General features: G+C 48.1%; 13 protein-coding genes. 4 read left to right on the top strand and 9 right to left on the bottom strand.

The features are described from left to right. The first annotated feature begins 150 nt into the window (after positions 1-150). Positions 151-1,248 (top strand): AfsR/SARP family transcriptional regulator, encoded by a 1,098-nt coding sequence (locus BN162_RS13925; RefSeq protein WP_167540026.1) that lies wholly within the window; start codon positions 151-153, stop codon positions 1,246-1,248. 494 nt (positions 1,249-1,742) lie between these two features. On the opposite strand, the gene BN162_RS13930 is transcribed toward BN162_RS13925, so the two are convergent. Together BN162_RS13930 and BN162_RS13935 are read right to left on the bottom strand one after the other, a co-directional pair. Next, complete coding sequence (locus BN162_RS13930) at positions 1,743-2,459, bottom strand: LytR/AlgR family response regulator transcription factor (RefSeq protein WP_020225722.1); 717 nt, start codon at positions 2,457-2,459, stop codon at positions 1,743-1,745. A 172-nt stretch (positions 2,460-2,631) separates the two neighbouring features. Then, positions 2,632-3,606, bottom strand: coding sequence for a helix-turn-helix transcriptional regulator (locus BN162_RS13935; protein ID WP_020225723.1), 975 nt, complete (start codon positions 3,604-3,606; stop codon positions 2,632-2,634). 113 nt (positions 3,607-3,719) lie between these two features. Between BN162_RS13935 and BN162_RS13940 the strand changes: the two genes are divergently transcribed. Together BN162_RS13940 and BN162_RS13945 are read left to right on the top strand one after the other, a co-directional pair. Next, positions 3,720-4,277 carry a hypothetical protein gene (locus tag BN162_RS13940; RefSeq protein ID WP_020225724.1) on the top strand — a complete coding sequence of 186 codons (558 nt, stop codon included), beginning with the start codon at positions 3,720-3,722 and terminating at the stop codon, positions 4,275-4,277. 55 nt (positions 4,278-4,332) lie between these two features. Further along, positions 4,333-5,505: a cation diffusion facilitator family transporter gene (locus tag BN162_RS13945; protein WP_020225725.1), complete on the top strand. Its 1,173-nt coding sequence runs from the start codon at positions 4,333-4,335 to the stop codon at positions 5,503-5,505. Between the two features lie 245 nt (positions 5,506-5,750). Here BN162_RS13945 and BN162_RS13950 read toward each other — a convergent pair whose 3' ends face one another. The 3 genes from BN162_RS13950 to BN162_RS13960 all read right to left on the bottom strand — a co-directional run bounded on the left by BN162_RS13950 (position 5,751) and on the right by BN162_RS13960 (position 9,500). Further along, entirely contained in the window at positions 5,751-7,094 is a 1,344-nt protein-coding gene (locus tag BN162_RS13950; RefSeq protein ID WP_020225727.1) for an HD domain-containing phosphohydrolase, read from the bottom strand. Between the two features lie 145 nt (positions 7,095-7,239). Then, the gene (htpG, locus tag BN162_RS13955) at positions 7,240-9,135 is read right to left on the bottom strand and encodes a molecular chaperone HtpG (protein ID WP_020225728.1); all 1,896 of its coding nucleotides are present in this window, start codon (positions 9,133-9,135) and stop codon (positions 7,240-7,242) included. A 173-nt stretch (positions 9,136-9,308) separates the two neighbouring features. Next, positions 9,309-9,500, bottom strand: a complete 192-nt coding sequence (locus BN162_RS13960) for a hypothetical protein (protein WP_020225729.1) — start codon at positions 9,498-9,500, stop codon at positions 9,309-9,311. A gap of 137 nt (positions 9,501-9,637) precedes the next feature. On the opposite strand from BN162_RS13960, the gene BN162_RS18080 reads away from it, so the two are divergent. Next, the gene (locus tag BN162_RS18080; RefSeq protein ID WP_020225730.1) at positions 9,638-10,126 is read left to right on the top strand and encodes a helix-turn-helix domain-containing protein; all 489 of its coding nucleotides are present in this window, start codon (positions 9,638-9,640) and stop codon (positions 10,124-10,126) included. A gap of 55 nt (positions 10,127-10,181) precedes the next feature. Here BN162_RS18080 and BN162_RS13970 read toward each other — a convergent pair whose 3' ends face one another. From BN162_RS13970 to BN162_RS13985, 4 genes are all read right to left on the bottom strand, one after another. Continuing rightward, complete coding sequence (locus BN162_RS13970) at positions 10,182-10,934, bottom strand: copper homeostasis protein CutC (RefSeq protein ID WP_020225731.1); 753 nt, start codon at positions 10,932-10,934, stop codon at positions 10,182-10,184. 194 nt (positions 10,935-11,128) lie between these two features. Beyond that, on the bottom strand, positions 11,129-11,668 hold the full coding sequence (locus tag BN162_RS13975; protein ID WP_020225732.1) for a DUF4352 domain-containing protein: 540 nt from the start codon (positions 11,666-11,668) through the stop codon (positions 11,129-11,131). 119 nt (positions 11,669-11,787) lie between these two features. After that, the gene (locus BN162_RS13980; RefSeq protein WP_020225733.1) at positions 11,788-12,345 is read right to left on the bottom strand and encodes a chromate transporter; all 558 of its coding nucleotides are present in this window, start codon (positions 12,343-12,345) and stop codon (positions 11,788-11,790) included. Continuing rightward, positions 12,342-12,908, bottom strand: coding sequence for a chromate transporter (locus BN162_RS13985; RefSeq protein ID WP_020225734.1), 567 nt, complete (start codon positions 12,906-12,908; stop codon positions 12,342-12,344). The genes BN162_RS13980 and BN162_RS13985 overlap by 4 nt, the downstream gene beginning before the upstream one ends. Between the last annotated feature and the right edge of the window lie 19 nt (positions 12,909-12,927).

Below are 12,927 nucleotides of genomic sequence, written 5' to 3' on the forward strand. Positions count from 1 at the left end.
TTATTCAACTAACCTGAAATAATTTTGAAATATTATTTCTTATTAATTAAAAATTTGATAAACTGTTGATGATGTGAGGTGCTGTCAATGAACATGAAATGGAAAATTATGATGATGGGCAATTTTTGCCTTAAGGTCCGAGGTAAGGAAATGAATTTAGAGTCTTCCATGGGGAAGCAAATCGCGTCTATTTTTGCATATTTGATTCTTCATCGCGACAGGACAGTCACAAAGGAACAGTTAATTGAAATTTTCTGGCCGCAGAGCCGGAACCCGCTGAATGCGCTGAAGTTCGCGATATTTCGTCTGCGGAATTCGCTGGAACAGCTGCCGGGCGGCAGCGGACGGGATTGGATCCAGACCGTACGCGGCGGATATCGCCTGAATCCACGGGCAGAATTTGAACTGGATATCGCGCAGCTGGATAAAATTGTTCTGCGTGCAGATTATGAAGACGCGAAAGCGCTGACCGGATTGATTCGTGGGGAGTTTATCGCTGATCTGGATGATCCGTGGATTTTAGAAGAACGGGAGCGTCAATGGAAGCGAATTCTGACCGTCACGAATAAAATGGCAGAGGATCTGGAACAGGAAGAGTGCTATGGGGAAGCACTGAATCTTTATCAGGCCTTGTTGGCGATCGAGCCGTTCAACGATCAAGTCAATTATCTGATGCTTCGCATTATGATCCGTCAGCGGAAGTTCAGCGAAGCTATTCGTAAATATGAACAGATTGCGGCGGCCTTCCAGAAGGAATATGGCATTGAGTTCCAGGGAAAGTCGCAGGCTTTGATTTATTTTATCAGTGCGGAAAATGGAGAAGCCGTAAGTCTGGATGAACTGATTTCTTCGTTAAATGAGGATGTCAGCGAACCTCTGGCTTTCTTCTGTGACCGTTCGGTGTTTCAGAAGCTTTATCAGGCACGGATTCGGGAAATTCAGCGTTCCCGTGAGAGCTTCTATGTGATCATGCTTGACCTGCGGACAGTCGAGGGGACAATGCCAGAAGGAGATATGGTGGAATATTTGAGCCGGGTGCTGGAAAGCGAACTGCGCAGCAGTGATATTTTCTGCCGAATTTCAAAAAGTCAGTATGCAGTCATGATGACGCTGCGGCAGCGTGAAGACAGTGATATCGCAGCGAAGCGGATCTGTACGCGGTTTTATAAACGTTATCCGGCAGATCAGACAAAACTGAATTACAATGTCTGTGAAATTCAGCCCATGCCGCTGGCGGATAAAGACTAAAGCAAAAATTTGTTTCACAGTCAGAAGCTGCCGTCTGAGGGTAACCCGGAAACGGACAACATAAACCTCTTGATGCTGAAAGCTTAATTTCGATTTTTAACCAATTGAACAGAAAGCAGTTTGTTTTCCCATTTGGATGAGGGAAAACAGACTGCTTTTTGGTTTGTGGACAAGCTTGAAATTCGTTTTTATTATTAAATTCCCAAAAGGGCGGCTTCAGGCAAGCGAAAATGAAACGTAAAGATCGAATCGTTTTGGAACAACGACAGCCTGGGGGAACAGTCTGAATTTGTGATGGATCGTTCAAGAAAAATTCCAGGTCAGAAATTGTTTATCAGACAGAGCGGAAAATCGGAAATCAAGACTGAACCTGTCCGGATCTTTGTCCTTGTCTGGATTTGAGCATAACCGCAAAAAAACACAAACCCGGAGGACTTGCGTTACGATGGGGATGATTGCCGATTTGAAGAATAAATCAATCAAAAGAAACAAAATCAGGATGAAAACTGCCGTTGCATCAGGGCTTCTTTAAGCGGCTGCATAAAAGTTCTGCCGATGGGCAGCCGCTGACCGTTGGAAAGCAGGATTTCATTGCCGCAAATTTGTTCAATATGGCGGAAAGCGACGATGTAGGAACGATGACATTGAACGAAGTCATTCGGCGGCAGCGATGCTAACGCATCCTGAAGCTTGGCATACATTTCATAACGCTCATGTGTGGTCGTGATAATGATCTTACGCAGTTCTTTTTCGATGCACACAATCGAATGAAGCGGAATCGGGGTTACCTGACGGCGGCTGTGAAGCATAAAGCTGACACCCTTCTGGGCTTTTCCCAGCTTCATTAAAGCGCGGTCCAAGGCATCCGGCAGCCGCCTTGCCAGCTGAGACTTCAGAATAAAATAAAGATGCTCGGTTTCATAAATATCGCAGACCGGCTCTAAAGAATCGGAAATGAAGATAATCTGTGCTGAAGGCTGGAGCTGATTCAGCTGCTTCGCGACTTCAATGCCGCTCATGTCCGGCATTTTGATCTCCAGAAGATAAAGCTGGATGCCGCTGGATTCAGCCTCTTGCAGCAGCTGTGAGCCGCAGGTCCAGGTGTAAATTTCAGTTTCGATTTCCCGAATCCTGCCCAGGCGCCTGATTTCCTGCGCTATCATCCGCAAATGCAGCGGGTTCTCGTCGCATAAACCGATACAGAGCTTCATACACTTCTCCCCTTTAACTTTTTTTATTATAGCATTTCCTGACGTTCAAATGAAATTGAATATGCATTCCTTCTCAGTGTGAATGATTTGTTCCATGGCTTGAAAGGAAAGGGCAGGTTTCTGTTTTAACAAAATCATTCTGGGAATCCTGTTGATGAAAGCGAAAAACGCATTAGGAATCGGACGCTTCGTCGTTTAAAGTGCTGAGCGTGGCTTCGATCGCTTCGCGCAGCTGATCTTTCAGCGACTGCGGCTGCAGGATGCGAACACGCCGGCCAAACTGAAACAGCCAGCCTAAAAAGGGCGGAGCGACGCTTAACGTCAGATTGACATCAAAATCCTGATCCGTAATGCGTGTGATCAGAATGTCCTGACCGAAACGGTCAAAGACGGTATTGGCCAAGGATAAATCAAAGCGCAGCGTCATGTTGACCGGATCACTGGCATACATGCCAAAGCTGCGGGCGGTATATTCTTTTAAGTCAAAGGGCAAGCGGGCCAGCGGTTCCTTCTTTAGCCGGATCTGTTCCATCTTATCCAGTCGATAATGCGAAAAGCCCTGATGATGAAAGGAATAGCCGACACAGTAGTAACGCTGATTTTCCCGAATCAAGGCATACGGAAACAGCTGATAGGTCTGTGACTGGCGGCGGTAGCGTTTCTGTTTATGTACAGTGATATCAAAGTAGCGGAATTCAATCTCCACACTTTCCCGCAGCGCTCTTAAGATCTGATCGATATTCGCCAGGATATCCGCGCCGGATGTGTGGTCTGCGGGCAGGATCGGCGTCAGCTGCGGCTGCTGAAAACGCGGACATTCCGCCATCAGCGCACCATTCAGCTGTTCAGCTTGGACAGCGGAAAGCATGGTCAGGGAACTGACAGCATCGCTGAGCAGTTTGAGCTGTGCCAGGGAGTAGCGCGGATTTAACCAGTAGCCTTCATTTTTACGATAGCGGATATCCCAGCCGGCCTGGCGCAGAATCTCGAGATCGGAATAAACAGATTTACGCTCGGCACTGATTTTGTTTTGACTGAGCCGGGCGATGATCTCACTGCATTTGATCGGATGCTCGGCGTCAGTTTCCCGCTGAAGCAGGCGCAGAATTTCCAAAAGCTTCTGTTTTTGCTGCCGCTGATTGGCCATGAATGCCGCCTCTTTTCATTTTCTTAAAAATATTGTATCACTGTCCGATTAATCGGACAATCTAAAATCACAGCTGTGGTATGATTAGGCACAGATTGAGGAGGGAACATAGGATGGAAGTAAAATATAAAGGAATGTTGGCAGCCGGCGGACAGCTTGCTGGAATGGCCTATCTGATTTCCGGTTATGGCAATGCCGGAGTGTTTCTGCTGGGAACGACGGTTGCTGCGCTGGTTTTATTCCAGAGTGATCTGCATCGGCGCTGGCCCTGGAAGGCAGCGGTCATGGCGATGATTGGCAGCGGATTGATTCTGTGGATGCAGCCGATAGCTGCGGATCCCCAATGGCAGCTCAGCGTTGTGCTCAACAGTGTCATTGCGATGCTGGGCTGCCGCTGGCTGACTTCCATGACAAAATATGAACGGCAGGAAGTCCGATGGCTGCTGGATTGGCTGATGGCATTGGCCTTGTTGTTCTGCGGGCTGTTGTTTGCGATGCCGGCCTCTTTGCGCGGCTATGTGATGCAGCCGCACTATGCTGCCAGCTCCTCAGCCTGGCCATTGGGTTTGTTCCCGCTGCTGGTCTTTATGCCGTATTTTCCAATCCGTCTGCGCTTATTCTGCCATCGGATGCCGCGCCGCCTTCCGATCGGGGTGCTGAATACAAAATAGACTGGGCTAACCGCTATTTTCTGTGGTAAACTAATCATCTGAGGGAGTGGATTTGATGACTGAGTTTCTGATTAAAAAATTTGTTAAAAACTATACGCAGACGGAAGACGCGAAAGTTCGCGAGCATTATGGCCGTCTGAGCAGCCTGACGGGAATTGCCTGCAACGTATTGTTGTTTGCGGTAAAATTAGTGATGGGAACCATCGCGCATTCCATCTCAATTACTTCAGATGCTTTCAATAACCTGTCGGACAGTGCCAGCTGTCTGGTAACCTTATTCGGCTATAAGCTGGCGGCGAAGCCGGCGGATAAAGATCATCCGTTTGGGCATGGCCGCATTGAATATCTGACGTCGCTGATTTTGGCGTCCGTCATTTTGATCGTCGGTTTTGAGCTGCTGCGGGGATCGGTGATGAAGGTGATCCATCCGGAAGACGTTCAGTTCAGCTGGATTGTTTTGATTTCGCTGGCGGCATCGATAGGCGTAAAACTATGGATGTGCGGTTTTAATCGTAAGCTGGGGCGGCGGATTGATTCTTCCGTGATGCTGGCAACCGCTCAGGATAGTCTTAACGATGTGATCGCGACGTCGGCCACGGTCGTTTCTCTGGTGCTTTCCGCGTTTGTCAGCGGACCGATCGATGGAATAATGGGCGTCGTGGTTTCCATCTTTGTGCTGTTTTCCGGTTATGGGATCATTAAGGATACGATCAGTGAGCTGCTGGGACAGCCGGCGGATAAGGAACTTGTCGCAAAGATTTCTGAGATTATGCTGAACCGGCAGGAAATTCTCGGCCTGCACGATATGATGATCCACAGCTATGGGCCAGGAAATTTAATCGGCAGTGCCCATGCCGAGGTCAGTGCTCACGGTGATCTGCTTCAGATTCATGATACGATCGATGAAGTTGAAAAAGAAATTTATGAGCAGCTGCATGTCATGTTTACGATTCACATGGATCCGATCCAAACCGATAATCAGGAAATCGAGGAAGCCCGGAAAGTGGTCAAAGCCATTTTGGAACAGATTGACAGCCGGCTGAGCTTTCATGATTTCCGCATGGTCAGCGGGCCGACCCATACCAATTTGATCTTTGATGTTGTCGTTCCATTTGAATGTCCGCTGAGTTTCAGCGACATCCGTGAACAGATCAATACCCGACTGAGCCAGCAGAAGCAAAAGTGGTACACCGTGATCACCTTTGACCGTGATTATATCGCGGAGTAGAAAAAGCGATTCGAGGAATTTAGACTGGTCTTTAAACGGAAGAGAAGGCAGTCCCATTGAGGCTTTAGGGGAAATCCTCAAAAAAATTGAAAGATACCGGTTGGAGGCAGTTTGTTTCCAGCCGTTTTTTTGATTGAAAACAGAATGAGAGGATCGCGGGTCAGGAACTTGCCTGCCGTTTTAACCATAGAAAAAGGCCAGCCGCAGCTGACCCTTAAAAAAGGAATAACGCTTTAAAGGAAGCATTACGAATTCATTTCACATTGATCAACCTTATCGGAAATCCAGGCATTGATTCTGTGCCATTGTTGATTCAGACATTTTTCTGCCGAGGCTTCTTCTTTCAGACAGGTATGCAGGATCTGATTTTCCACTTGAATTCGCTGGTAGTTGTCGGTTATTTCACGGCAGTTTTGTTCATTGATCTCAGCGATTCCCTGCGGATCATGGGTTAAGGCATTGACGACCTGCGCGTCCAGCTGACCGACATCGCGCATCTCGGCTAGAATCCGGCAGGAACGTTCTAGGGTATAGGCCTGTTTATAACTTCTTTCTCCAGTCAGCGCGCTGAAGATATCGGCGACGGCCAGAATTCGCTGCGGCAAAGTCAATTGTTCGGCGCTCAGCTGGGCCGGATATCCGGTACCATTTAATTTCTCATGATGCCGCAAGGCAATGTCGCAAATTTTCTGACTGACCCAGCCATTCAGGATCACCGCGGTTTTTTCAACATGTGTTTTCATGATCGCCATCTCCTCAGCACTTAAGCGTCCGGGATTTTCCAGAATTTCAAGAGGAATGCCGATTTTGCCTAAATCATGAAACAATCCGGCAATTTTGAGCGTCATCAGCTCCGCGTCCTGCAGTCCGCAGCGCTGGCCGAGTTGGACAGCGGTAGACGCCGTAATCATCGTGTGGGTCACTGTATGCCGGGAACGGAAATCAATGATGACAATCAACATCATCAACAAGGTTTCAACCTGCTTTTGTGTAAAGGGAAATCGCCGTTCTGCCTGAAACAGAAAATCCTTCGGCATCATGGAAAGCGGCTGCAGCCCGGTTTTAACGGCGAGTTCAATTATTGCCGGCGCATAGCGTCCCTGATTTTCGGGAGCCTGCGCACGGTTCAGAAAGTCTTCGATGGATCCGGCACCGTAGGTAGTAAAGATATCCAGACGATCGCAGAAGCTGATGAGATTGGCAGCCTCTGCGATTTGTTTATTGATTCCAGCGGCTATCATCTGATCCCAACGGCTGTGATGATACAGCACAGCTTCAGCCCAGATGGAAAACGGGGAATAATGATGCAGAAAAAGCAGGCCGTAAATGGAATGATCCCAGCAGGTTTCGGTTTCAAATTGAATCATGCGGGCAATTTCTTCGGTTTTATAAGCTCCGATATCATGAAGAAAGGCCAGACAATCCAGATCCCGCCGCTGTTCATCACTGACGCCTGCGGCCGCTAACAGCTGATCGGCATAACCAGCGGTCCGCAGTTCATGCCCGACTAAACGCGGATCGATCATATCAAAGCAATTGCCAAGCAAACCTAAAATCTGTTGCGCGCTGATTTCAGTCATCGGGATCATGCGTCTTCCTCCTTGAAGTTGTAGAATGTTTTGTGATCTAACCAAATCGAATTTCATTATAACATTAAGATCGGCCAAAAGAAAAGAAAGAACGGTAATTCCACTTTCTTAGCGGTTTCCCATTCTTCCTTGGACAGAATTTCAATTATTCCTGATTAGCGCGGATCATCAGATCGCAGACCTGATTGGCATACGCGATCGGATCTTCAATCTTGTAGCCCTCAATCAGCATCGCCTGGGTATAAAGCAGATCCGTGTATTCGTCCATCAGCTCCGGATGCTTGTCATAGATCTTCTGCAGGGTGGTGAAGATTTCATGATCCGGATTGATTTCCAGAATCTTGCCGGCCTTGACTTCATTCTGATTCGGCATCTGATTCAGCACCTTTTCCATTTCCATCGACAGGCCTTCATCCGAAACCAGGCAGACCGGGTGCGATTTCAGACGGGAGGACAGGCGGACTTCCTTGACCTTTTCGCCCAGAGCCTCTTTCATCTTATCCAGCATGGACTTGTTTTCCTGGGTCTTTTCTTCCTTGGCCTTCTTTTCTTCTTCATCATCCAGATCCAGATCACCCTGGTTGATGGATTTGAATTTCTTTTCCTTGTATTCCATCATGATGTTGGCTGCGAATTCATCGACATCATCTGTGAAATACAGTACTTCGTAGCCTTTGTCCTGAAGCTTTTCCATCTGCGGCAGCTTTTTAATCATCTCCAGGCTTTCTCCGCTGGCGAAGTAGATCTGATCCTGACCTTCCTTCATCCGTGAGACATATTCGTCCAAGGTTGTGTATTCATCCTTGTGTGTAGACTTGAACAAAAGCAGATCCTGCAGCTGATCCTTATGCATGCCGTAATCCTGATAGACGCCGAATTTCAGTGACAGACCGAAGTTTTTGAAGAATTCTTCATATTTTTCCCGATCATTTTTCAACATGTCTTCCAGCGTGTTTTTGATCTTCTTTTCAATGCTCTTGGCCAAGGTTTTCATCTGGCGGTCCTGCTGGAGGATTTCACGCGAAATGTTCAGATTCAGATCGTCGCTGTCAACTAAGCCGCGGACAAAGCGGAAGTAATCCGGAACGAGATCCTTGGCTTTATCCATGATGAACACGCCTTTGCAGTACAGCTGCAGACCTGGTTCATAATCAGCGCTGTAGAAATTGTACGGCGTTTTTGCCGGAATAAACAACAGCGCGTTGTAGGAGGTTGTGCCTTCTACGGAATAATGCATGACCTTGGCTGGGTTTTCCCAGTCCATGAATTTATTTTTATAGAAATCGTTGTATTCGTCTTCCTTGATTTCGGATTTATTGCGCTTCCATAACGGAACCATGGAGTTCAAGGTCTGGATTTCCTTGACCGTTTCCGGTTCGTCCTTGCCTTCGATGGTTTTGGTCGTTTCCACTTCCATCTCAATCGGCCAGCGTACATAGTCGGAATATTTCCGGATCAGATTTTTGATCGTGTATTCGTCCAGATACTGATCGACTTTATCATCTTCACTTTCTTCCTTCAGTTCCAGAATGATCTTGGTACCGACGGTTTCCTTCATGATCGGGGAAACGGTGTAGCCATCCTCGCCATTGGAGATCCAGGAATAGCCCTGTTCGCTTTGGGCGCTGCGGGTTTCAACAATGATGCGCTGCGCGACCATGAACGCGGAATAGAAGCCGACGCCGAACTGACCGATAATGTCGACATCACTGGTGCCTTCCTCCAATTTCTGTTTGAATTCCAGCGATCCGCTGTGGGCAATCGTACCGAGGTTGTTTTCCAGTTCCTCCTGAGTCATGCCGATACCTGAATCGGTTAACGTAATCGTGCGGTTATCCTTATCCAAATCGATGCGGATTTTTAATTCACTCTTATCCACGCGCTGATTCTCATCCGTCAGCGACAGGTAATACCGTTTGTCCAGGGCATCGGATGCATTGGAGATCAGCTCCCGCAGAAAGATTTCCTTGTTGGTATAGATAGAATGAATCATCAGATCCAAAAGACGCTTGGATTCAGCTTTAAACTGTTTTTTAGCCATAATGATTTCCTCCTTTTAGCACTCTTGATAAGTGACTGCTAAGATAATATAACACTTTTCCCGGATCCTGACAAGACCGCTGCGCACTTTTCCACAAATTTAAAAGATATAAAAAAGAAAAGGATGCCGGACATCCTTTCATCGAAGCTGAATTTGTGGTTGAAAAGTGTGTCTTACTGCGCTGAGGAAGCCTTTTCAGCCATTTCAATGTTGGCTAAGCAATGTTGATCACAGGCCTTTTGTGTAAACGGACAATGTTGGGATGCCTGCGTGCAGCAGATGTAAAGCAGCGCGTCCAGACGGCGCAGATCGGTATTTGCGGCTTCCAGCAGCGAACTTAGCTGCATCTGAAATGGATTTTCCATAAGTTCCTCCTTGTTTGGTCTTATTATATCTCGATGAAAGAGAAAAATAAAGATTATCCATTACCGAGAAACGGCAAATTTTTACGTTGTTTTGCGTTATGATTCATATACAAAAATAACTGGAAGGGAGGCGCAGGATGAAAGCAAAACGTTCGCTGGGTGAAAATCTGCGGCTGCTGCGGGAAGAACGCGGCATCAGCCAGAAAGCGTTAGGTCAGAGTTTAAGCTTAAGCGACGGTGCGATTTCCCGTTATGAAAATAATACCGCGGAGCCGGATATCCGCACATTGTGCAAGATGGCGGAAATCTTCGGCGTGGATTTCAACTATTTGCTCGATTATCATGGATATGTTCGGAAAACTCAGGATATTGTATTGGAAAATAAGGACGTGGAGCTGCTTGATCACTATCATCTCTGTTCGTCCGCCCATCAGCGCCTGATCCGGATCATCGCGAAAGAGCTGGCCCGGCAGGATCAGCAGTGGCCGCAGCGGACTCCTTTTTCGTCACTGGAGGCAGCGAATTTAATTCATGAAGATAAGGAGGAATGGCTGGAACCTGAGCCGCCCATAGAGCTGACAAAGAAGCCGGCCCGATCCCGGAAAAAGAAAAAAACCGATTCTTAACTTGGTGAAGCAGGAAAAGAAATCGGTTTTTGATTGCGAAATTGAATCGGCAGAGTCAGTTCAGTTCAGCCACAGCCGCCGTCAGCTCACGCACTTTCTGTTCGCTAACGATCTCATAATCCAGTTCGTGCGGTGCAGGGGCATAGGCGTAGGTGACATGATTGCCGGAGGTCGTCGGATCGCTTTGCCAGTCCTTGCATGAGGAGTGCAGCTGGTGTATCCCGGTCTGTTTCAGCAAACCTAAAGCATTGCCCGCATGAACACCGCTGCCGGCCAGAATTTCAATTTGATCACCATATTGTTTCTGCAGCCTTGCGATGACGTCAATACCCTGCTCGGCTTTGGCTTGTCCGCCGCTGGTCAGAATGCGATCTGCTTTCCATGCGATCAGCTGACTGAGAGCCACATCCCAATCCACAGCGCAGTCAAACGCCCGGTGAAAGACAAATTCTTTGCCATAACGATGCGCCAGATCAATCATTTTCCGGGTTTGTTCCGCGTTGATCGTTCGATCCTCATGCAACGCGCCGAAGGCCAGCCCATCCGCGCCATGCGTTAAAAGCAGCTCGGCATCCGCGTATAGAATTTCAAACTCAGCCTCGCTGGTGCAGAAACCAGCGCCGCGGCTGCGCACCATGGTGATGATTGGGATCGTCACTTTCTTTCGGGCTTCGATCAGATTCGCCAGCGTCGGCGTCAGTCCGCCTAAAGCCAAGGCAGAATTCAGCTCAATCCGATCGGCTCCTCCTGCCTGCGCGGCCAGACAATCCAACGCGCTTCCGCAGCAAATTTCAATTTTCGGTTTCATGCAAGTTCTCTCCTTTTTATTACTTTCATTGTAACGGTCTTACCATCAGAGTGCAAGTCGTCAAAGCATTTCATCATCCGTGTCAGTCGGGGCGGAATGCGCCCAATCGAAAATAAATAAAAAAGGCAGAAACGCGGCAGGGCTTCGTTGTTATCCCGAATTCCTTCGCTTCTGCCTGATGGGATGAAAAATTTTTACTGAACTTCTGGACGCAGTGTGACGACGAAGAAATCGCCGGTTTCCTCTGTATCAAATTCTTCCAGATAAATAAACAGGAATTCCGATTCCTCCGAAGGCACTTCAAATACCAGCTTGTAAGTCACTGATTTGCCTTTTGCCAGCTCAAATTCTTCCGGCATGACGTCTTTATCATTCAGGTTGACTAACGGGTAAATCAAGCTCTCCGTCGTCTCCCACGTCAGCACAAAATCGGTATCGAACATCGGCAGCGCATCATCGAAGGTGTTGGTTTCTTTCACCGTGACGCATAACAGCCGCATCCCTTCTTTTGCGGTATACCCGCCGAAGGTATCGGTCAGTTCAACGTCTTCAACGATAAAGTCAAAGAATTCGTTGCGCATCGTATCGCCAAGTTCCCCATAGTAGACGCCTTCCTCTTCAGCGGAATGACGGGCGATGATGTTGCCGGTTTCCTTATTGGGTTTGCCGGAACCGGAACAGCCGGCTGTAAAAAGCAAAGCTAAAGTAAGCAGTGCTGCGGTAAGTTTTTTCATCATTTTCTCCTCCTGCGTGTAAATGTCAGAATTTCCCTAGATTTCTGATCGGTGGTTCATCACTTTCCATTTTACGCGCTTTTGTTCAATTTAGAAACGTTTATTTCCAAAGTGAAGGATTACAAGTAGAAAAAACAACCGGCCAATGCGCTGAGGATTAAGATCGGCATGGGGCCGAGTTTCCATTTTTGAATGCTGATCAGGGCCAGCAGGAAGAGCAGAAAAGCAGAAGGGTTGAAATGCAGCGTTTGTTTCCAAGAGGAAACGCCGAACAACGCGATCATGATGATCGTGGCGGCGGAAGCGGCGATCAGCCCGACGGAAGCGGATTTTAGCGTTTCCAACAACTGCAGCACTGCCCGCTGATTTTGATTGCGGCGGAAAAAGTGCTGCAAAGCTAAGCTGATTACAATTCCGCACAGGACGCAGCCTCCGGTTGCCGCAGCGGCTCCCGCCATCCCGGCTAAGCGCATCCCGACAAACGTCGAGGTGTTGACGGCCAGCGGTCCGGGCGTCATCTGCGAGAGCGTGATGATGTCGGTAAACTCCTGCAGTGTCAGCCATGGATGGACAACAACGGCCTGCTGCTGAATCAAGGGCAGTGTCGCATATCCCCCGCCGATGCTGAACAATCCGATTTTTAAAAAAGTAAGAAACAAGTCCAGAATTAAACTCATACTCGGCTTCCTTTCCCATGCTGGATAACACTGATGCCCAGGGAAACACAGCACCAGAATAAAAGCAGCGTCATTGCCGGAATTTCTAAGACGAAAGCACACAGAAAGGTAACCGGCAGGATCACATGCGGCAGCTTCTGCTTCTGTCTGAAAATCGCTGCGCTCATATCGGCGACCAGCTGAACGATTAACGCTGCCACACCGGCCTCCATGCCTTTAAGACAGGCGTTGATCAGCGGCTGTGTGCGAAATGCATCATAACAGGAGGAAATCAGCGCGAGAATAAGAAACGAAGGCAGAACCGCACCGAAGGCGCTGATCCAGGCTCCGGCAATGCCAAACGTTCTCCGTCCGGCCAAAACCGACAGATTCACGGCAATAGCTCCCGGTGAGGATTGGGCGATCGCTGCCATTTCCAACAGCTCCGCTTCGGTGAAGAGCTGTTTCTGCTGAACAAAAATTTTACGGATCATCGGGATCACAATGTATCCGCCGCCAAAGGTAAACATACTGATATAGAAATTAACTCCAAAAAGCCAAAGTCCCTTTTTCCATGAATGCATGAGAATACTCCTTCCTTAT

The organism is Holdemania massiliensis AP2 (assembly GCF_000327285.1).
Classification (GTDB): Bacteria; Bacillota_I; Bacilli_A; order Erysipelotrichales; family Erysipelotrichaceae; genus Holdemania; species Holdemania massiliensis.